The sequence below is a fragment of the Phytohabitans houttuyneae genome (genome assembly GCF_011764425.1).
Taxonomy (GTDB): domain Bacteria; phylum Actinomycetota; class Actinomycetes; order Mycobacteriales; family Micromonosporaceae; genus Phytohabitans; species Phytohabitans houttuyneae.
On record NZ_BLPF01000002.1, the window covers coordinates 1,078,083 to 1,096,944 of the forward strand.

Here is an 18,862-nt window from a genome sequence, read left to right on the forward strand (position 1 = left end):
GCCTCGGTCGCCGCGAGAAGGGCTGACGGCCTGGCTGCCGGGACCTTCGTCCCTAGCAGGTGGTTACTGACGGGCGTACGGATTGGGGTGAGACCAAGGAGGTCGTGATGTCGACGATCACGAGAACCCGTGTACTGACTCCGCTGGAGTGGGTCAACAACCTGTCCCTGTTCCCGTTCCTGGCGCCGGGTATCCGGATCGAGGAGTTCCTCGAGGGCGAGACGTACGTCATCCGGGCCGAGCTGCCTGGCATCGACCCGGCCAAAGACGTCACCGTGACGTGTGTGGACGGCGGGTTGCGGCTGCATGTCGAGCGCGCTGCCGGGCGTAAGGACAGCACTCACTCGGAGTTTCACTACGGGTCGTTCTACCGCAGTGTCCCGTTGCCCGCGGGTGCGCGGGAAGACACCATCACCGCCGAGTACGCCGACGGCATCTTGACGATCAAGTTGCTGGTCGGTGAGGTCGAGGCGGAAGGCAAGCCGATTCCGATCACGGTCGCAGCGGCCAAGAAGAAGTGACCTCGCCCCGGGAGAGTCGGGCTCGGCCAGGGCGCCGAGCCCGACCCGTACTCGAAGGAGCTGGCCATGACCAGCACCCGCGCTTTGCTTGCGGACCATCCGTTCCTCGACGGCCTCGCACCGTCCTCACTGGATCGCCTCGCCGCCTGGGCTCACCCCGTCTACCGCAACCGCGGCCACCGGCTCTTCACCGCGGGACGGCCGGCGGAGCGCTTCTGGCTGATCCGCAGCGGCCGGGTCGCGCTGGACCTGCAGACGCTAGGCCGTGGCGACGTGGTCATCGAGACGCTCGAACCCGGTGCCGTCCTGGGCTGGTCATGGCTGTTTCCACCCCGGCAGTGGCAGTTCGGGGCGGTGGTCGCCGAGCCGATCCGGGCCGTTGAGCTCAATGCGGCCGGCGTGCGCCACCTGATGGCCGACGACCCGGGGCTCGGGTACGAGCTGACCCGCCGCTTCATGGCGGTCATGCTGGACCGGCTCCAGGCGGCTCGTACTCGACTGCTGGACCTATACGGCTATGCGGCGCCGCCCAGCACACCATGAACCGCTCACGCCAGGCGACCCAGCTGTGGTCGGACCCGATCGGGCGGTGAAGCCGCCGCCGGACGCTACAACGGCTCCGCCAGCAGTGCGACGTGTACGAACGGGTCGGCGTCGGCAACGCGCGCCCGAGGGTGCTGGCCGCGGTAGATGTCGCTGACCCGGCCACGCTCCGGCGCGCCCGTGCGGACCAGCCGGCCGATGCCGGTGTACCGCTCGCCTCGCACCTCGACCTCCACCGGGTAAGGCGTGGCGAAGTTACGCCACCATGACTTGGCGGCCGACGCGCCGACGTAGACGACCAGGTCGGGGCCGTGGCGGGCGTACTGGACGGGAAGTGTGACGGGCCGGCCGGTACGCCGGCCCCGGAACCGCAGCTGGCACAGGCCATGGTCAAGCACCGCATGCAGCACGGGCGTGTGCAGAGCAGTCAGCACGACCCGGTCGATCAGGGCGGTGTGCCGGCCGCCCGCTTCGCCTGAAGTCATGGCACGAGCCTGGCGCCCGTCGACGGATTCGGGCAGGCCCGTTGGTCCCGGACCGGCAGGTCTTGCGGCCCGGACCACATCGGCTCAGCCGACAACCGCAGCTCCGGAGACGAGAAAGGTGACCCGCCGGCCGGCATTGACCGCGTGGTCCGCGTAACGCTCGTAGAAGCGGCCGAGAAGGGCGGCGTCGATCGCGGCCTCCGCACCATACCGCCAGCCGGGTTCGAGCAAGCGGGCCAGCAGGTCACGATGCAACCGGTCCACGACGTTGTCATCCCGGTCGAGTTCGGCGGCTCTGGCCAGATCCGGCTCGGAGAGCACGCGGATCAGCTTGGCTGCCATCCGATCCGCGCCGCCAGCCATCTGCCCGAAAAGGGGGGCGAGCTCGGCCGGAACCGCAGGCTCGGGGTGCGCCCGCAAAGCTGTCCGCGCCACATGCTTGGCCAGATCTCCCATCCGTTCAAGGTCGGCCGCGACATGCAACGCCGCGAACATCACCCGCAGGTCGGTGGCGACCGGTGCCTGACGGGCCGTAGTGGCTTGCACCCGGTCCTCGATTCGCCAACACAGGTCGTTGATCTGAACGTCGCCCGTGATCACCGACTCGGCGGCAGTCCGGTCGGCGGACAGCAGCGCTGTCGTGGCCACGCCGATCGCCGATCGGACCGCCTCCGCGGTCGACACCAGCATCTCCCTGATCAGATCCAGCTCTTCCTGAAGCTCGATGCGCATGTGACGCCCTCCTGTCGTCTCGTCTCGTCATGTCAGGGTGTGACCGACGCGACAGCCGGCAGAAGGGGCGTTGGGCCCGCCGCGGCGGGCCGGTAGACCCTGACCGCTCACGTACGGCTCTGGTGTGCTGGGGCCATGGGTACCGCGCCCGTACTGCTGAACACCCTGGACCCCATGGTGGCGGCGCTTCGCGAGGACGCCTACCGGGTCGTGGGGCCGACGGTTCGCGACGGTGCGATCGTCCTCGACGAGTTGGAGACGGCCGCCGCTCTGCCCAGCGGCTGGGGTGTGGACGTCGGGCCAGGCGGATACCGCCTGAGCCGGCGGGCCGACGCCGCCGCGTTCGCGCACGCGGCGAGCGCTCGGTCGTGGAAGTCGTACCTGCACCCGCCGCGCGAACCACTGTGGACCGCCGCGCGGGATGGAGAGGGTGGCTTTGCCGTGCGGGAGCCCGACGAGGACCCGGTGCGCTACGCCTTTCTCGGCGTGCGCGCGTGCGACCTACGCGCGATCGCTGTACTCGACCGGGTCCTCAGCGTACCCGGTGGTCGTTACGCGCGGCGCCGGGAGCGGGTGTTCATCGTGGCGGTGAACTGCACCGAGCCGGCAGCCACATGTTTCTGCGCGGCGACGGGCAACGGCCCCGCCGTCGGGGCCGGCTTCGACGTGGCACTGACCGAGCTGGCCGACCCGCACGGCGCGCGATATATCGCCGAGGCGGGGTCCGATCGCGGTGTGGCGCTGCTCGCCCGGCTCCCCGGCTCCCCGGCCTCCGAGACAGACGTCCGCGAGGCCCGCTCAGCCGTCGCGGCCGCGGCTGGGCGGATGGGCCGCAGCCTGCCCGCGGGCGACCTGCGCGATCTGCTCGCCGGAACACGTACCGCGGCGCGCTGGGACGACGTGGGCAACCGCTGCCTGACGTGTGGCAACTGCACCATGGTCTGCCCCACCTGCTTCTGCAGCACGATCGAGGACGACACCGACTTGGCCGGCGACACCGCGCACCGGACCCAGCGGTGGGACTCCTGCTTCGACATCGACTTCTCGTACCTGCACGGCGGTCCGGTACGACCGTCCGCGTCTGGCCGGTATCGGCAATGGCTCAGTCACAAGCTGGGCGCCTGGCACGACCAGTTCGGCGAGTCCGGGTGCGTCGGCTGCGGGCGTTGCATCGTGTGGTGCCCGGCCGGCATCGACATCACGGAGGAAGTGAACGCCCTGGCGGAGGAGGCGACCACATGATCACCAATACGGCGTACCAGCTCCTCGCCGCCCATCCGTTCCTGGCCGGCATGGACCAACCGCAACTGAACCGGCTGGCGTCCTGGGGCCACCGCTCCTCGTTCCACGCCGGTACGCGGATCTTCTCCGAAGGCGGCCAGGCGGACCGGTTCTGGCTGATCCGTGAAGGGCGGGTCGCGCTCGACACGCACGTTCCCGGGCGGGGCGACGTGGTAATCGAGACCCTCGGGCCGGGGTCGGTGCTGGGCTGGTCGTGGCTGTTTTCGCCGTTTCGGTGGCACTTCGGCGCCGCGACGGTGGAGCCGACCCTCACCGTGGAGATGGACGGCAAGGGTGTGCGGCGCCTGTGCGATGAGGACCCGGTCATCGGGTACGAGTTGAACCGCCGCTTCGTGCAGGTTGTCGTCCAGCGGCTGCAAGCCACCCGCGTCCGCCTGCTGGACCTGTACAGCGGGCCGGGAGACCGGCGATGACCGACCTGATGCTTCCCCTGCCGTACCGGGTCACCGCGCGGCGGCTGGAGGCCACGGACACTGTCACCCTCACACTCGCCCCGGTAGGTGAGGGGATCGGAACCTGGGAGCCGGGTCAGTTCACGATGCTCTACGGCTTCGGCGTCGGTGAGGTACCGATCTCGATCAGCGGCGGCGACGGCGGGCGGATCCACCACACGGTGCGGGACGTCGGGGCGGTCAGCCACGCGCTCTGCGGCACCGGCGTCGGTGGCCGGCTGGGCGTGCGCGGGCCGTACGGGCACGGATGGGATCCGGACAGCGCCGAGGGCAACGACCTGCTGCTGGTCGCCGGCGGGATCGGCCTGGCACCGCTGCGGCCTGTGCTGACCTGGGCGCTGGCCCGCCGCGAGCGGTACGGGCGGATCGCGCTGCTGGTCGGCGCCCGTACCCCGGCCGACCTGCTGTACCCGCGCGAGTACCCGGCCTGGCGGGCGGCTGGCGTCCAACTGCTCGTGACGGTCGACCGCGCCGACGCTGGCTGGGGAGGCCACGTCGGCGTGGTCACCACCCTGGTCGACCAGGCCGACTTTGCCCCGGACAACACCGTCGCGTTCGTGTGCGGACCTGAGCCGATGATGCGCTTCACCGCCCGTGCCCTGGGCGCCCGCGGTGTGCCGGACCGCGCGGTGCGAGTCTCGTTGGAGCGCAACATGCGGTGCGGTATCGCCCTATGTGGACACTGCCAGCTCGGCCCGCTGCTGGTGTGCCGCGACGGCCCGGTGGCCAGCTACGACGTGGCCGGCCAACTGCTCGACGTGAAGGAGCTGTGATGGCTGCTCCGACGCTCGCGGTCTGGAAGTTCGCCTCTTGCGACGGCTGCCAGCTGAGCCTGCTGGACTGCGAGGACGAGCTGCTCACCGTGGCCGGCGCCGTACGCATCGCCCACTTCCTGGAGGCATCCAGCGCGGTGGAGCGCGGTCCGTACGACGTGTCGCTGGTGGAGGGTTCCGTCACCACACCGGCCGACCTGGCGCGGATCCACCACATCCGGGAGCAGTCGGGGGTGCTGGTGACGATCGGTGCCTGCGCGACCGCGGGGGCATTCAGGCGCTGCGAAACGGCGCCGACGTCGACGAGTTCCGGCGAACGGTCTACGCCCACCCCGAGTATGTGGCAACGCTGGCCGACTCGACGCCGATCGCGGCGCACGTACCTGTGGACTACGAGCTGCGCGGCTGCCCGATCAGCCGCAGTCAGCTGCTGGAGCTACTCGGCGCCCTGCTGGCCGGGCGCCGGCCGCGTCTGCCCGCGTACAGCGTCTGTTTCGAGTGCAAACTGCGAGGCACGACCTGCGTCCTGGTGGCCGACCGGACACCATGCCTGGGCCCGGTCACCCAAGCCGGGTGTGGGGCGATCTGCCCGGCCTACGGGCGTGGCTGCTACGGCTGCTTCGGCCCCACAGCCGGCGCCGACACCGGCACGCTCACCAGGGTGCTGCGCGCGGGCGGTCTTACCGGCGCCGACATTGCCCGCCTGTACCGGACGTTCAACGTGGCGGCCCCGGCCTTCACGGCCGCCGCCGTCGCGGCCGAGTCGGAGGCCGGCGGAGCTGCCGATCGCGAAGGGGATGGCGATGACTCACCGCAGTGACCGCGCGTTGCGGGTCGAAGGTTTGGCCCGGGTCGAGGGCGAGGGCGGGATGCGCGTCCGGGTCGTCGACGGACAGGTCACCGACGTACAGCTGCAGATCTACGAGCCACCACGCTTCTTCGAGGGCTTCCTGCGCGGCCGCCGGTACACCGAACCGCCGGACATCACCGCTCGCATCTGCGGAATCTGCCCGGTCGCCTACCAGATGTCCGCCTGCCAGGCCATCGAAGACGCCTGTGGCGTCGAGGTCGGCGGCACGCTGGCCGATCTGCGACGGCTCCTCTACTGCGGTGAGTGGATCGAAAGTCACGCCCTGCACATCTACCTTCTGCACGCTCCGGACTTCCTCGGCTACCCCGGCGCCGTGGAGCTGGCCCGCGATCACCGGGACATCGTCGAGCGGGGACTGGCGCTGAAGAAGGTCGGCAACGAAATCCTGGAGGTGCTCGGAGGCAGGGCGATCCACCCGATAAACATTAAGGTCGGCGGTTTCTACCGCGCACCCGACCCGGCCACCCTCGCAGCCCTGCGCCCGGCTCTGCGGCGAGCGCGGGACGACGCGCTCGCGACCGTGTCCTGGGTCGCCGGGTTCGACTTTCCGGACTTCACCCACCCGCACGAGATGCTCGCCCTGGTGGAGCCGGGCCGGTACGCGATCGAGCGGGGCACGCCGTGCACTGACCGCGGTCTGACCTTTCCGGTCCGCGAGTTCGAGACCTACGTGCGCGAGGAGCAGGTTTCCCATTCCACCGCGCTGCACGCCCACCTGGCTGGTCGGGGCCGTTACCTGACCGGACCGCTGGCCCGGTTCGCACTCAGCCGCCAGTGGCTGTCCCCGCTGGCCGCCCAGGCAGCGGCGGAGGCGGGACTGGACGGCGGCTGCCGGAACCCGTTCCGCAGCATCGTGGTGCGTGCGGTCGAGCTGGCCTACGCGGTCGAGGAGGCCCTGCGACTCATCGAGGAGTACGAGCCACCCACGGTGTCCGATGTGGACGTCGTCGCACGCGCCGGCAGAGGGTACGGCGCGACCGAAGCACCGAGAGGGACGCTGTTCCACCGGTACGAGCTGGCCGGGGACGGGACCGTGCGGTCGGCCCGGATCGTTCCGCCCACATCGCAGAACCAGGCCGCGATCGAGGATGACCTGCGCCGGTTCGTACAGGACCGCCTGGCCCTGGACGACCACCGGCTGACGCACGAGTGCGAGCAAGCGATCCGCAACTACGACCCGTGCATATCCTGTGCCACGCACTTCCTCGATCTCAGCGTGGAGCGGGAGACGACGTGAGCGCTGTCGTGATCGGAGTCGGCAATGCCTACCGGCGCGACGACGGCGTAGGCCCGGCGGTGGTCGCCCGACTGGGCTCCCATCAGCTGCCCGGCGTGCGGCTGGTGGACTGTGACGGAGAAACCGGACGTCTGCTGGAACTCTGGCGCGACGCAGACGTCGTCGTCATCGTCGACGCGGTCCGGGTCCGGCATCCGCAGCCGGGTCGGGTCCATCGGCGGAGCCTGGACCGGCCAACCTTTCGCGGCCGGCCGGCCAGCTCTCATGGCGCCGACCTCGGTGACGCGGTCGAGTTGGCCCGTGTGCTCGGCCGGCTGCCCCGGCTGTTGCTGCTGTACGCGGTGGAGGTGGCGGACACGTCGTTCGGCATCGGTCTCTCACCGGCGGTGGATGCAGCTGCCGACCAGCTGACCACCGAGGTCGTCGCGACCCTGCGCGCGCGAGTCTCGGCCTGACCCGGTCAGCCGGCGCGTATCTCCGCGGCGATGTCGCGCGCCCACGCGCGGACCCGGTCCGGGTTGCGGAAGTCACCGGCATGGCCTTCGCTGTCCATCCGGCGGGCGATGAACCCGAGCCAGCCACGGGTTTCGGTGCTGAGCCGTCCGCCGAAGGTGACGTGCCCACGCGCGTGCAGCGCGCGGATCGCCTCCAGCGCCTGCGGCGTTGGCGGCACCTCGGCCTCGTCGGCGGAGCTGTCCAGCGGTCCGCTGCTGAACAGCCACACCGGCGGCAGCGCGGGCCGACCGGCGAACCGGTGCGCGAACTGCCGGGCGTCGCGGTGCCATCCGGCCGCGTACATCGCGCCGCCGAGGACGACCGCCGCGTACCCGTCGATGTCGTCGACCTCGGCAGCCGGGCGCACGTCGACGGCAAGGGCCGCGCCGCGAAGCTCTTCGGCGATCCAGCCGGCGATCTCAGCGGTCGAGCCGCCGGTGGTCGCGTAGGCAACGAGCACTGTCATTCGGATCCCTCCTTGGATCGTCAGGCGTCGGGGATGTCGCGGACGCCGATGCGGCGGCGGAAGACCCAGTAGGTCCAGCTTTGGTAGAGCAGGACGATTGGGGTGAAGGCGAGGGCGACCCAGGTCATGATTTTGAGTGTGTAGGGGGTGGAGGAGGCGTTGTCGATGGTGAGGTTGTTCGCGGTGTCGGTTGTGGAGGGTAGGACGTTGGGGAACAGGGCGGCGAAGAGGGTGGCGACGGCGAGGGCGATGGCTGCGGCGGTGCCGAGGAAGGCCCGGCCTTCGCGGCCGGCGCGGTTGGCGGCGAGGCCGGCGACGAGTGCGGCGGCGGCGAGGATGGCGAGGATGGTGGCGGTGGTGCCGCCGCGGATGTCGAGGATGGTCCAGGTCAGGAAGGCTACGGCGAGGGCGCCGGTGATCAGGCCGGTGCGGGCGGCTAGGGCGTTGGCGCGGGTGCGTATGTCGCCGGTGGTTTTCAGTGCGAGGAAGACGGCGCCGTGGGTGGTGAAGAGGGTGAGGGTGACGAGGCCGCCGAGTAGGGCGTAGGGGTTGAGTAGGTGCCAGAGGTTGCCGATGTATTCGTGGTCGGTGTCGAGGGGTACGCCGCGGACGATGTTGGCGAAGGCGATGCCCCAGAGCAGGGCGGGTAGGAGGGATCCGGCGATGATGGCTGTGTCCCAGCGGGCCCGCCAGGTGGGGTCGGGGCGTTTGCCGCGGTATTCGAAGGCGACGCCGCGCAGGATGAGGGCGGTGAGGATGAGTAGTAGGGGGAGGTAGAAGCCGGAGAAGAGGGTGGCGTACCACTCGGGGAAGGCGGCGAACATGGCGCCGCCGGCGGTGAGGACCCATACTTCGTTGCCGTCCCAGACGGGGCCGATGGTGTTGATGAGTACCCGCCGTTCGCGTTCGTCGTGGGCGAGTACGGGCAGCAGGATGCCGACGCCGAAGTCGAAGCCTTCCAGGACGAAGTAGCCGATGAACAGCACCGCGATGAGCAGGAACCACAGGGTCGAGAGGTCCATCGTGGATGCTCCTCAGTAGGCGAACGAGAGCGGGCGGTCTTCGGTGTCGTCGACGTCGGTGTCGGCGGGTGGCTGCGCTTCGGGCAGGCCGGCTCTGGCATAGCGCAGCAGCAGCCGGATCTCGATGAAGGCGAGCAGGCCGTACAGGAGCGTGAACCCGGCCAGTGACGTGACGACCTCGCCGGTGGAGACACTGCGGGAGACACCGTCGCGGGTGAGCATCTCGCTGAACACGATCCACGGTTGGCGGCCCATCTCGGTGAAGATCCAGCCGAACGCGTTCGCAGCCAGGGGCAGCAGCGGCAGGACCAGGCCGGCGCGAAGCAGCCAGCGCGATGCCGGTGCGCGCCCTCGCCGCAATGTCCACAGCGTCCAGACAGCGACCAGTGCGGCGAGCATGCCAAATCCGATCATCAGGCGGAAGCTCCAGTAGGTGACCGGGATGATCGGCGTGTAGGAGCCGGGACCGTACTCGGCGACGTACTGATCCTGCAGGTCGTTGATTCCTTTGACCTCGCCGTTCAGGTCGCCGGTGGCCAGCCAGGACAGCAGGTCGGGGATCTTGAGCGAGTAGACCTCGCGGCTGCCGTCGAGCGTGCCGATGGTGAAGACCGAGAAGGCGGCCGGCTGCTCGGTCTCGTAGAGCGCCTCCGCGGCGGCCATCTTCATCGGCTGTACCTGCGTCATGATCTTGCCTTGGACGTCGCCGGTGACGATTGTCGCCGCCGCCGCGATGACGGTGACCCAGGCGCCGAGTTTCGCGGCGCTGCGGAAGGCGCTGGCCTGGTCGGTGCCGGGCCGGCGGATCAGGTGCCACAGGGCGACGGCGAGTACGAGTGCGCCGGCGGTCAGGAAGCAGCCGGCGAGTGTGTGCGGGAAGGTGACCAGGGTGACCTTGTTGGTCAGCACGGCGCCGAAGTCGTGCAGCTCGGCGCGGCCGGTCTCGGGGTTGAAGCGGTAGCCGACCGGGTGCTGCATCCAGGAGTTGGCGGCGAGGATGAAGTAGGCGGACAGGATGGTGCCGACCGCGACCGCCCAGATGCATGCGAGGTGTATGCGGCGGGGGAGTCGGTCCCAGCCGAATATCCACAGGCCGAGGAATGTGGATTCCAGGAAGAAGGCGAGGAGGGCTTCGATGGCCAGGGGTGCGCCGAAGATGTCGCCGACGAAGCGGGAGTAGTCGCTCCAGTTCATGCCGAACTGGAACTCCTGCACGATGCCGGTGACCACGCCCATCGCGAAGTTGATCAGGAGTAGCTTGCCGTAGAAGCGGGTCAGCCGCAGCCACCGTTCGTCGCCGGTCCGCGCCCAGACCGTCTGCATGGTCGCGACCAGGCAGGACAGGCCGATCGTGATCGGTACGAACAGGAAGTGGTAGACGGTGGTGACGCCGAACTGCCACCGCGCCAGGTCGAGAGCGTCCACGCTGCCGTCCCCTTTCAGCCGCTGAGCCAAGTAGTCGACCGGCGCTCGGTGTGCGGCCGTTCCTGGAGAGGATCTGGTCGCCAACCCGTCGGCCAGAAGGGCCGAAAGACCCTTCCGCATGGGACCTGGCAGCGGACCTTCGGCACTTACCCGCCGCCGGGGCCAGAGCACAGGCTGGCAGTGAACGCCAGACCGGCCCGAGGGGGAGAAGTGACCGCCACCATCACCCCGACGCAGCTGCACGGAGGCCTGCGGGTCGAAGTGCACGGCGTGGTACAGGGCGTCGGATTCCGCCCGTTCGTCTACCGGACGGCGACAAACTGCGGCCTGCGCGGCGACGTCCGCAACGCGGGCGGCCACGTCACGATCAGGATCGCCGGTCCCAACCACGCCGTCGCCGCCTTCCTCGACCGCCTGGTGCGTGACGCCCCAGCCCAGGCCAGGATCGACCGCGTCGACACCGCCTTCCTGGACGGCTGGAGCACCGGCGTCGGCTTCCACGTCCTGGACAGCGTGGCGGTCGGCGGCGGGGGCCGCGACCTGCCACCGGACCTGGCCACCTGCGCGGCGTGCCTCATCGAGCTGTTCGACCCCGCCGACCGCCGCTACCGATACCCGTTCATCAACTGCACCGACTGCGGTCCGCGCGCCACTATCGTCACCGATCTGCCCTACGATCGCGTCCGCACCACGATGTCCGGCTTTGCGATGTGCACCGACTGCGCCGCTGAGTACCACGACCCGACCGACCGCCGGTTCCACGCCGAGCCGATCGCCTGCCCCACCTGCGGCCCGCAGCTGTCGTGGCGGGGCGGCGCCGTGGGTGAGGCCGCCCTCGCCGCGGCGGTCGAGACCGTCGCCGGCGGCGGACTCGTGGCGGTCAAGGGCATCGGTGGCTACCAACTCGTGTGCGACGCGACCGACAGGGCGGCGGTGGCACGCATGCGCGCTGCCAAGCAGCGCCCGACCAAGCCTCTGGCCGTCATGGCGCCGGATCTGGACGCGGCCGGTCGGCTGGCCCACCTCGACAGGGCGCAACGCGCGCTGCTGATCAGCACTGCCCGCCCGATCGTCCTGGCCGCCCGGCGCACCGACGCTCGCCTCGATGCCGGTGTGGCTGCCGGGCTGCCCGAGGTGGGAGTCTTTCTGCCCTACAGCCCGCTGCATCACCTCCTGCTGCATCGGCTGGCCCGTCCGCTCGTGGTAACCAGCGCCAACCGTGCCGGCGAGCCGATGGCCATCGACTCGGGGAGCGTGCTACAAACGCTCGGCTCGTTGGTCGACGGCGTGCTCGACCATGACCGGCCGATCCACTCGCGGTACGACGACTCCGTCGCCAGCGTGGTCGCAGGCGCGCCGAGAGTGGTGCGCCGGGCCCGCGGATATGCACCCGAGGCACTCGCGCTGCCAGTGGCCCCACCGGAACCACTGTTGGCGGTCGGTGCGCAGCTCAAGCAGACGGCCGCGCTGGCGACCGGCGGGCAGGCGGTGCTCGGCCCGCACACCGGTGACCTGGAAGACGCCCAGTGCCTGGCCGCGTTCGAGCGGACCGTCGCCACGCTGGCCCGGCTGCGCGACGCCGACCCGCGATTCGTCGCGCATGACCTCCACCCCGGGTACCTGTCCAGCCAGTACGCGGTCGCCCACTTCCCGGCTGGCCGGCGGCTGGCCGTCCAGCACCACCACGCACATGTGGCCGCTGTCGCCGCGGAGCACAGCCTGCCCGAGCCCTTCATCGGCGTCGCGTACGACGGTCTCGGGCTCGGCGACGACGGCACGCTCTGGGGTGGCGAGGTGCTACTTGCCGGCTACACCGGCTACCGGCGGATGGGCCGCTTCGCGCTTGCGCCGCTGCCCGGCGGTGCGGCCGCGGTCCGCCGGCCCGCCCGGATGGCGCTGGGCTACATCTTCGGCGCCGAGGAGTTCGGCGGGCCGGTGCCCCCTCGCTCGCCGGCGATCTGCTCACCCGGCTGGACCCGCGCGAAGTGCGCGTCGTACGGCGGATGATCGAACGGCGCCTCAACACGCCGCTCGCATCGAGCGCGGGCCGGCTATTCGACGCCGTTGCCAGCCTGCTCGGCGTCGCCGACGACAGCGGGTACGAAGGTGAGGCCGCGATCCGGCTCGAGGCCGCGGCCGCACCCTTCCCCACCGCGGCGGCGTTGCGGTGGCGTCTTGTCAGGCGAGGGGGCTGTGGGTGTACGACCCGGCGCCCACCCTTCGCGAGGCGCTGGAGCGTGTCGCCGTCGAGCCGGTCGGGCTCGTCGCGGCCCGCTTCCACACGACCGTCGCGGAGGTGACCGTCGCCCTGGTCTCTCGAGTGGGGGGTCCGAGTAGGACGGTGTGCCTGGGTGGCGGGGTTTGGCAGAACAGCCGGCTCGCCACGCAGACCACGGCGGCCCTGCAAACCGCCGGGTTTCACGCCTACCTCGGTGCGCGGGTACCCGTGAACGACGGCGGCATCAGCTACGGGCAGGCGGTCGTCGCGGCCGCCCAGCTGGCCAGGAGGTGAGTGCGATGTGCCTGGGTATCCCCGGCAGGATCGTCGAGGTGCGGGCTTCGGCGGACCGGCCGGACCTGCGTACCGGCATCGTCGACTTCGAAGGGCTCCGCCGTCCCGTCTGCCTGGTCTACACACCGGAGGCGCAGATCGGCGACTACGTCATCGTCCACGTCGGCTTCGCGATCAGCCGAGTCGACGAGGCGGAGGCGGCTCGCACACTCGCCGTCATCCGCGCGATACCGGACGCGCTCGCACGCGAGCTGGGGACGACGTTGGAGCGCACATGAAGTACCTCGACGAGTACCGCGACCCGGTGCTGGCCCGCCGCCTCCTCGAGGAGCTGCGCAAGCTGGCCACCAAGCCGTGGACCATCATGGAGGTCTGCGGCGGGCAGACCCATACGATTGTGCGGCAAGGCATCGACGAGCTGCTCCCGGCCGGCATCCGGATGATCCACGGACCGGGCTGCCCGGTGTGCGTGACCCCGCTGGCCATGGTGGACAAGGCAGTGGCGATCGCGGCACGGCCGGAGGTGACCTTCACCAGCTATGGGGACATGCTCCGGGTACCCGGGTCAACCGGCGACCTCGTGGGCGTCAAGGCCCGCGGCGGCGACGTGCGGGTGGTGTACTCGCCGCTGGACGCCGTCCGCATCGCCGAGGCACACCCCGACCGGCAGGTGGTCTTCTTCGCGGTCGGATTCGAGACGACCGCCCCGGCGAACGCCATGGCGGTGCTGCACGCCGCGGCTCGCGGGCTGGCCAACTTCACCGTCCTGGTCAGCCATGTGCTGGTGCCGCCGGCGATCACCGCCATCCTTGACGCACCGGACAACGAGGTGCGCGGCTTCCTGGCCGCCGGACACGTGTGTGCGGTGATGGGCTACACCCAGTACGAGCCGATCGCCGCCCGCTATCGCGTGCCGATCGTGGTCACTGGATTCGAGCCGCTGGACCTGATCGAGGGCATCCTGATGACCGTGCGGCAGCTGGAGGAAGGGCGCGCCGAGGTGGAGAACCAGTACGCCCGCGCGGTCCACCGCGCCGGCAACACCGCCGCCCAGGACGCGATCCGGGAGGTCTTCACGGTGACCGCGCGCTCGTGGCGCGGGGTCGGCGAGATTCCCGCCAGCGGCCTGGCGTTGGCTCCCCGGTACGCCGCCTACGACGCCGAGCACCGCTTCGCCGTCGAGAGCCTGAACACCACCGAGCACCCGGCATGCATCGCCGGTGACATCCTGCGCGGCACCCGCCTGCCGACCGACTGCGCGGCGTACGGCACGGCGTGCACACCCCGCACGCCGCTGGGCGCACCGATGGTGTCCGCGGAAGGCACCTGCGCCGCGTTCCACGGTGCAGGTCGCCAGCGATCCACAGTGGGGAGTCGATGATGAACCCGACCTGCCCGATGCCACGTGCGGAGACCGAGCGGGTGCTGCTCGGCCACGGCTCCGGCGGGCAGCTGATGGCCGAGCTGCTCGGCAAGGTCATCACCCCTGACCTGCTCGGACCCGGCGTGGCGGAGGACGCCGCCCTGGTGCCATTCAACGGCGGCCAGGCCGTGCTGTCCACGGACTCGTTCGTCGTCACGCCGCGGTTCTTCCCCGGTGGTGACATCGGCTCGCTGGCCGTGCACGGCACCGTCAACGACCTGGCCATGCGGGGCGCAGCACCGGTCGCGCTGTGCCTGGCCTACGTACTGGAGGAAGGCCTGCCAATCGACGACCTGGCCCGGATCACCGCCTCGGTCGCCGCGGCCGCCCGCTCGGCCGGCGTCCCGGTCGTCACCGGCGACACCAAGGTCGTCGGCCGCGGCGCCGCTGACGGCATCTACGTCACCACTACCGGACTCGGCGCGCTCCTGCCCGGCGCCCACGTCTCGGCCGCCCATGGCCGAGCGGGCGACGTCGTGCTGCTGTCCGGACCGATCGGCTGCCACGGCACCGCGATCCTCGCCGCGCGGGAGGACCTCGGCTTCGAATCCGAGATCTCCTCCGACAGCCAGGCCCTGCACCGGTTGGTAGCCCGCATGATCGCCGCAGCCGGCCCGGACGTGCACACCCTGCGCGACCCCACCCGCGGCGGGCTGGCCAGCGCCCTCAACGAGATCGCGGATGCCGCCGCGGTGGGCATCGAGATCGAGGAGGCGCTGCTGCCCGTTCCGGCACCGGTCAGTGCCGCCTGCGAGCTGCTCGGCCTGGACCCGCTTCACGTCGCCAACGAAGGGTGTCTGGTGGCGCTGGTCTCGCCGCGGGCCGCGGACGCCGTCCTGGCGGCGATGCGCGACGGCCCGGAAGCCACCGCTGCCCGGGCCATCGGCACGGTCACCGCCGGACCGGCGGGCCGGGTCACCGCCCACACCCTGGTCGGGTCGACCCGGGTGGTCGACATGCTGGTCGGCGAGCAGCTACCGCGCATCTGCTGAGCAGAGCGGCCCGGCCGCTCCGGCTGCGTTCAGGCCGTGACCACCTCGATGGTCTGCGCGACCGGCAGGCGCGGCGTGTGCGGCGGACCGGCGGCGTCGGGGTCAGCGACACCCAGACGCAGGACCAGGTACGGATAGCCGACGTCGCTGATCACGCGACGCAATGTCTGCCTCGTGCCGGGCAGCTCGATGACGGAGCTGAACGGCAGCACGCTCACGCCGAGCTCGGTCGCGACAAGCCAACCAGCCGACAGGGCCTGTCCGGCGCTGAGCCAGTCGGCTGGTTCGTCGCCCGGCCCGTAGAGCACCGCGTACGTGGCCGCCTTGTCGTGACCGGGGCCGACTGTGAGCGTTCCGGCGCGGACGAAGTCGCGGCCCGGCACCGTCGTCTCCGGCGCGTGGCTGGGGATCACCGCGTCCGGGACGCCGGCGCCGTCCGCTCGGTCACCGCCGATCCAGTACGCCAGCTCGGTGCGCTGGTCCTCGTCGTTTGTCTCCACCTTGTCGGCGTGCGAGGCGGCCGCGGCCAGGTCAAGGGTCTGGTCGCGGGTGAGCAGGTGCAGGTGCAGACCCTTGGCCCGTACCGCGCGCTCGATCACGCCGATCGCCTCCTCGCTGGCAGGCGTGCCGCTGACTGGTCGGCGGTCGGTGTGGCGCACGCGGACGGCCTGAAACAAGCGCATGGCCTCGGGAGTCACCCCGGTACGGTCAGCGAGGGTGATATGGGCGAGGTGGTTTCGGTCAGCGGCGTCGGGCAGCTTGCGCACGGCGGTCGACCAGCCCTCGGCGGACAGTGCGACCTCCGCGTGGTCCAGTGCCGTGCCACAGCTGATGGTCAGCAGCCGTCCCTCCGGGTCGGCCACGTGCAACTGGCGGTCGCGTACGGCGTAAAGATCGAGCGCCTCGTCCGTGACCCGCCAGCGCCACGGCTGGGTGTTGTGCACGGACGGTGCGTACCCGGCGGCCGCGGCGGCCTCGGCCAGTACCGCCGCAGCCGGCCGATCGGCGTGGCTCATTCGATCACCCCTCCCGCCGGACCCATCCTAGTCGCCGAGCCGGTCGCCGGGATCGAGTTGCGCGGTCCCGAGGCCCGCTCCGCGAGCCAGACGGCGAGACCCGGCAGGGTCGCGACAGCGGCGCACGCTGCAAGATCGTTGGCAGACAGGTACTCGGTTCCGAGCAGGTCGCGCAGCGGTGGCACCAGTACGCCAGCCAGCTGCATGAGCGCCGAGACCGCCACGGCGGCGGTGAGCGCGTGGTTGCGGCCGCCACCGGCACGGCGCGGCGCGCGTACGGCCAGGGCGATGCCGAGCTGCCCCAGGCCGAGGACGACGAAGGCGACCGACTGCCACGGCAGGTCCAGCGCGCTCGCGCCGACGGCGGCGGCCAGCACGACGGCGGCCAGCAGCGAGCCGGCGAGCAGTACGCTGCGCAGCAGGCCGGCGCCCAGGACGGATTCCTGCGGCGAGCGGGGAGGGCGGCGCATGGTGCCCGGTTCGGCCGGTTCGGCGCCGAGTGCAACGCCCGGCAGGCCGTGGGTGAGAAGGTTGATCCAGAGGATCTGGGCAGGCAGCAGCGGTACGGCGAGGCCCAGGAACGGGCCGGCGAGCATGACGAGGATCTCGGCGGTGCCGCCGGCCAGTGCATACCGCAGGAATCGGCGGATGTTGTCGTAGATGCGGCGGCCCTCGGCGACGGCGGCGCCGACGGTGGCGAGGTTGTCGTCGACGAGGACGAGGTCGGCGGCCTGCCTCGCGACCTCGGTGCCGCCGCCCATGGCGACGCCGATGTCGGCGCGGCGCAGGGCCGGTGCGTCGTTGACGCCGTCGCCGGTCATCGCGACCACGTGGCCCCGCTCCTGCAAGGCGGCGATGATGTCGAGCTTCTGCTCCGGTTGGATGCGGGCGAAGACCCGCCGGTCACCCACGCCGTACGCGGTGACGCCACCCTCGTCGCCGCGCACGACGCCGTCGCCGCCACGCCAGATGCCCAGCTGGCTGCCGATCGCGGCCGCGGTCGCCGGGTGGTCGCCGGTGATCAGCACGAGGTGGATTCCGGCGTCGTCAAAGGCGGTCGCGATGCCCGGTGCTTGTGCGCGCAGCGGGTCGCCGACCGCGACCAGCCCAGCCGGGCGCAGGTCGTTCACGGTCCGAAGATCCGGCGCAGCGTCCGACTCGGCGGTGGCGACCGCGAGCACTCGAAGCCCGGCGGCGGCCATGCGGTAGGCGTTGGACAGCATGCCGCTCGGCGTCCGTTCCACCAGTGGGGCGGCCAGCACCGACTCCGGGGCACCCTTGCACACCAGCAGGTATCCGCCGTCGGGGCGGCGGTGCACGGTGGTCATGCGGCGGGTGTCCTGGTCGAACGGCACCTCGGCCACCCGGGTCCAGGCGGCGCGTTCGGCCTCCGGGTCCAGGCCGCACCGGCCTGCGAAGGCGACCAGCGCCGCCTCCATCGGGTCACCGACTGCTGTCCACTGTGGATTTTCGCCGTCCGGTGGGGTGAGCGTCGCGTCGTTGCACAGCAGGACGGCCCGGGCGAGGTCCCGCAGGGCCGGTGGCGCCGCAACCGGGTGGTCCGCCGCGTCGAACAGCTCACCGGCTGGGCTGTATCCGCTGCCGCGTACCCGGTAGGTGACACCGTGTGCCGCGACCGCCTGCTGCACCGCCATCCGGCCCTCGGTCAGCGTGCCGGTCTTGTCCGACGCGACGACGGTGACCGAGCCGAGCGTCTCCACCGCGTGCAGCCGGCGCGGGATAGCCCGGGCGCCGGCCATGCGGCGCGCGCCGAGGGCCAGAGCGAGGGTCACCACGGCCGGTAGCGACTCCGGCACCGCGGCCACCACGAGGCTCACCGCGGTGATCGCCATGTCGATGGCAGCCCGCCCACTGGCCACGCCGATGGCGAAGACGACGGCGGACAACACGAGCGCGGTTATGCCCAACGTCCGGCTGAGACCGGCGAGCCGGCGCTGCAACGGGGTCGGGCCAGGCCGGGTCGTGGCGACAAGCTGCGCGATCCGCCCCAGAGCGCTGGCGGGCCCGGTCCGTACCACCGTGCCGGCCGCCCGGCCAGTCACCACGACGGTGCCCGCGTACACGTCGGCGCCTGCCTCTTGCGCGACCGGTACGGACTCGCCGGTGAGCGCGGCCTCGTCCACCTGGAAGCGGTGCGCCTCACGCAGTCGCAGGTCTGCCGGCACGACATCGCCCGGTTCCAGGTGCACCAGGTCGTCCCGAACCACGTCCGCCGCTGGGATCACCAGGTGACGGCCGTCGCGCACGACGCGCGCGGTCGGTGCGGTCATCCGGTCCAGGGCGGTGACCGCGGCGTCGGCGCGGACCTCTTGTGACACACCGATCACGGTGTTCACGACAACAACGAGCAAGATGACGGCCGTGTCCGGATAGTCGCCGAGCACCGAGGTCACGGCGGCGGCTGCGATGAGCAGGACGACCAGCGGGTCGGTGAGCTGATGCGCGATCCGGGTGACGAGATGCCTGCGCGGCGGCGGCGCGACAGTGTTCGGCCCGTCGGCCCGCAGCCGGCTGGCGGCATCCCGCCCGGTGAGCCCGGAAACGTTCGCCGATGCCGTGGTCGCCACCATGCCT

20 protein-coding genes and 2 pseudogenes are annotated in these 18,862 nt (G+C 71.1%); 15 read left to right on the forward strand and 7 right to left on the reverse strand.

Annotation, left to right across the window (positions count from 1 at the left end; genetic code table 11):
- Window positions 1-107 precede the first annotated feature (107 nt).
- Window positions 108-521, forward strand: coding sequence for an Hsp20/alpha crystallin family protein (locus tag Phou_RS28340; protein WP_173061192.1), 414 nt, complete (start codon window positions 108-110; stop codon window positions 519-521).
- 66 nt (window positions 522-587) lie between these two features.
- Window positions 588-1,064 (forward strand): Crp/Fnr family transcriptional regulator, encoded by a 477-nt coding sequence (locus Phou_RS28345; protein ID WP_173061195.1) that lies wholly within the window; start codon window positions 588-590, stop codon window positions 1,062-1,064.
- Between the two features lie 65 nt (window positions 1,065-1,129).
- Here Phou_RS28345 and Phou_RS28350 read toward each other — a convergent pair whose 3' ends face one another.
- Window positions 1,130-1,549, reverse strand: coding sequence for a nitroreductase/quinone reductase family protein (locus Phou_RS28350; RefSeq protein WP_173061198.1), 420 nt, complete (start codon window positions 1,547-1,549; stop codon window positions 1,130-1,132).
- A gap of 84 nt (window positions 1,550-1,633) precedes the next feature.
- The gene (phoU, locus tag Phou_RS28355) at window positions 1,634-2,281 is read right to left on the reverse strand and encodes a phosphate signaling complex protein PhoU (RefSeq protein WP_173061201.1); all 648 of its coding nucleotides are present in this window, start codon (window positions 2,279-2,281) and stop codon (window positions 1,634-1,636) included.
- Window positions 2,282-2,416: 135 nt separating this feature from the next.
- Here phoU and Phou_RS28360 point away from each other — a divergent pair, with 135 nt between their 5' ends.
- The 7 genes and pseudogenes from Phou_RS28360 to Phou_RS28385 all read left to right on the forward strand — a co-directional run bounded on the left by Phou_RS28360 (window position 2,417) and on the right by Phou_RS28385 (window position 7,371).
- Window positions 2,417-3,523, forward strand: coding sequence for a 4Fe-4S dicluster domain-containing protein (locus Phou_RS28360; protein ID WP_173061204.1), 1,107 nt, complete (start codon window positions 2,417-2,419; stop codon window positions 3,521-3,523).
- Window positions 3,520-3,996: a Crp/Fnr family transcriptional regulator gene (locus Phou_RS28365; RefSeq protein ID WP_173061207.1), complete on the forward strand. Its 477-nt coding sequence runs from the start codon at window positions 3,520-3,522 to the stop codon at window positions 3,994-3,996. The genes Phou_RS28360 and Phou_RS28365 overlap by 4 nt, the downstream gene beginning before the upstream one ends.
- A complete protein-coding gene (locus Phou_RS28370; protein WP_173061210.1) occupies window positions 3,993-4,808 on the forward strand; it encodes an FAD/NAD(P)-binding protein in 816 nt (271 codons plus the stop codon). The genes Phou_RS28365 and Phou_RS28370 overlap by 4 nt, the downstream gene beginning before the upstream one ends.
- Window positions 4,808-5,053 (forward strand): annotated as a pseudogene (locus Phou_RS55705) (NADH-quinone oxidoreductase subunit B family protein); the annotation flags it as partial. The gene Phou_RS28370 and the pseudogene Phou_RS55705, both read left to right, overlap by 1 nt.
- Window positions 5,054-5,148: 95 nt before the next feature.
- The gene (locus Phou_RS53130; protein ID WP_246273916.1) at window positions 5,149-5,628 is read left to right on the forward strand and encodes a hypothetical protein; all 480 of its coding nucleotides are present in this window, start codon (window positions 5,149-5,151) and stop codon (window positions 5,626-5,628) included.
- Window positions 5,629-5,752: 124 nt separating this feature from the next.
- A pseudogene (locus tag Phou_RS53135) lies at window positions 5,753-6,916 on the forward strand (Ni/Fe hydrogenase subunit alpha); the annotation flags it as partial.
- Window positions 6,913-7,371, forward strand: coding sequence for a hydrogenase maturation protease (locus Phou_RS28385; protein ID WP_173061217.1), 459 nt, complete (start codon window positions 6,913-6,915; stop codon window positions 7,369-7,371). The pseudogene Phou_RS53135 and the gene Phou_RS28385, both read left to right, overlap by 4 nt.
- A 5-nt stretch (window positions 7,372-7,376) precedes the next feature.
- Here the strand turns inward: Phou_RS28385 and Phou_RS28390 are convergent, their stop codons facing one another.
- Genes Phou_RS28390 through Phou_RS28400 form a run of 3 tightly spaced genes read right to left on the reverse strand, consistent with a single transcriptional unit; the run spans window position 7,377 to window position 10,324 of the window.
- Complete coding sequence (locus Phou_RS28390; protein WP_173061220.1) at window positions 7,377-7,877, reverse strand: flavodoxin domain-containing protein; 501 nt, start codon at window positions 7,875-7,877, stop codon at window positions 7,377-7,379.
- A gap of 20 nt (window positions 7,878-7,897) precedes the next feature.
- A complete protein-coding gene (gene cydB, locus Phou_RS28395) occupies window positions 7,898-8,899 on the reverse strand; it encodes a cytochrome d ubiquinol oxidase subunit II (RefSeq protein WP_173061223.1) in 1,002 nt (333 codons plus the stop codon).
- Window positions 8,900-8,911: 12 nt separating this feature from the next.
- Window positions 8,912-10,324 (reverse strand): cytochrome ubiquinol oxidase subunit I, encoded by a 1,413-nt coding sequence (locus Phou_RS28400; protein WP_173061226.1) that lies wholly within the window; start codon window positions 10,322-10,324, stop codon window positions 8,912-8,914.
- Window positions 10,325-10,534: 210 nt separating this feature from the next.
- On the opposite strand from Phou_RS28400, the gene hypF reads away from it, so the two are divergent.
- The 6 genes from hypF to hypE are packed head-to-tail and all read left to right on the forward strand — an operon-like array spanning window position 10,535 to window position 15,251.
- Complete coding sequence (gene hypF / locus Phou_RS28405; protein ID WP_218579233.1) at window positions 10,535-12,331, forward strand: carbamoyltransferase HypF; 1,797 nt, start codon at window positions 10,535-10,537, stop codon at window positions 12,329-12,331.
- Complete coding sequence (locus Phou_RS55710) at window positions 12,328-12,624, forward strand: Kae1-like domain-containing protein (RefSeq protein ID WP_371872207.1); 297 nt, start codon at window positions 12,328-12,330, stop codon at window positions 12,622-12,624. The genes hypF and Phou_RS55710 overlap by 4 nt, the downstream gene beginning before the upstream one ends.
- On the forward strand, window positions 12,522-12,836 hold the full coding sequence (locus Phou_RS51350) for a Kae1-like domain-containing protein (protein ID WP_218579234.1): 315 nt from the start codon (window positions 12,522-12,524) through the stop codon (window positions 12,834-12,836). Before Phou_RS55710 ends, Phou_RS51350 begins: the two co-directional genes overlap by 103 nt.
- A 5-nt stretch (window positions 12,837-12,841) precedes the next feature.
- Window positions 12,842-13,114: a HypC/HybG/HupF family hydrogenase formation chaperone gene (locus tag Phou_RS28410; protein ID WP_173061229.1), complete on the forward strand. Its 273-nt coding sequence runs from the start codon at window positions 12,842-12,844 to the stop codon at window positions 13,112-13,114.
- Entirely contained in the window at window positions 13,111-14,217 is a 1,107-nt protein-coding gene (gene hypD, locus Phou_RS28415; RefSeq protein ID WP_173061232.1) for a hydrogenase formation protein HypD, read from the forward strand. The genes Phou_RS28410 and hypD overlap by 4 nt, the downstream gene beginning before the upstream one ends.
- Window positions 14,217-15,251, forward strand: coding sequence for a hydrogenase expression/formation protein HypE (gene hypE, locus Phou_RS28420; protein ID WP_173061235.1), 1,035 nt, complete (start codon window positions 14,217-14,219; stop codon window positions 15,249-15,251). Before hypD ends, hypE begins: the two co-directional genes overlap by 1 nt.
- Window positions 15,252-15,280: 29 nt before the next feature.
- Here the strand turns inward: hypE and Phou_RS28425 are convergent, their stop codons facing one another.
- A complete protein-coding gene (locus Phou_RS28425) occupies window positions 15,281-16,267 on the reverse strand; it encodes an Acg family FMN-binding oxidoreductase (protein WP_173061238.1) in 987 nt (328 codons plus the stop codon).
- On the reverse strand, window positions 16,264-18,858 hold the full coding sequence (locus Phou_RS28430; protein ID WP_173061241.1) for a cation-translocating P-type ATPase: 2,595 nt from the start codon (window positions 18,856-18,858) through the stop codon (window positions 16,264-16,266). Before Phou_RS28430 ends, Phou_RS28425 begins: the two co-directional genes overlap by 4 nt.
- Between the last annotated feature and the right edge of the window lie 4 nt (window positions 18,859-18,862).

Coding starts and splice junctions, on each gene's coding strand:
- Phou_RS28370 (WP_173061210.1), top strand. CDS start 3,993: ATGACCGACCTGATGCTTCCCCTGCCGTACCGGGTCACCGCGCGGCGG.
- phoU (WP_173061201.1), bottom strand. CDS start 2,281: ATGCGCATCGAGCTTCAGGAAGAGCTGGATCTGATCAGGGAGATGCTG.
- Phou_RS28350 (WP_173061198.1), bottom strand. CDS start 1,549: ATGACTTCAGGCGAAGCGGGCGGCCGGCACACCGCCCTGATCGACCGG.
- cydB (WP_173061223.1), bottom strand. CDS start 8,899: ATGGACCTCTCGACCCTGTGGTTCCTGCTCATCGCGGTGCTGTTCATC.
- hypD (WP_173061232.1), top strand. CDS start 13,111: ATGAAGTACCTCGACGAGTACCGCGACCCGGTGCTGGCCCGCCGCCTC.
- Phou_RS28360 (WP_173061204.1), top strand. CDS start 2,417: ATGGGTACCGCGCCCGTACTGCTGAACACCCTGGACCCCATGGTGGCG.
- Phou_RS55710 (WP_371872207.1), top strand. CDS start 12,328: ATGATCGAACGGCGCCTCAACACGCCGCTCGCATCGAGCGCGGGCCGG.
- Phou_RS28410 (WP_173061229.1), top strand. CDS start 12,842: ATGTGCCTGGGTATCCCCGGCAGGATCGTCGAGGTGCGGGCTTCGGCG.
- Phou_RS28345 (WP_173061195.1), top strand. CDS start 588: ATGACCAGCACCCGCGCTTTGCTTGCGGACCATCCGTTCCTCGACGGC.
- Phou_RS28430 (WP_173061241.1), bottom strand. CDS start 18,858: ATGGTGGCGACCACGGCATCGGCGAACGTTTCCGGGCTCACCGGGCGG.
- hypE (WP_173061235.1), top strand. CDS start 14,217: ATGAACCCGACCTGCCCGATGCCACGTGCGGAGACCGAGCGGGTGCTG.
- Phou_RS28425 (WP_173061238.1), bottom strand. CDS start 16,267: ATGAGCCACGCCGATCGGCCGGCTGCGGCGGTACTGGCCGAGGCCGCC.
- Phou_RS28390 (WP_173061220.1), bottom strand. CDS start 7,877: ATGACAGTGCTCGTTGCCTACGCGACCACCGGCGGCTCGACCGCTGAG.
- Phou_RS28365 (WP_173061207.1), top strand. CDS start 3,520: ATGATCACCAATACGGCGTACCAGCTCCTCGCCGCCCATCCGTTCCTG.
- Phou_RS28340 (WP_173061192.1), top strand. CDS start 108: ATGTCGACGATCACGAGAACCCGTGTACTGACTCCGCTGGAGTGGGTC.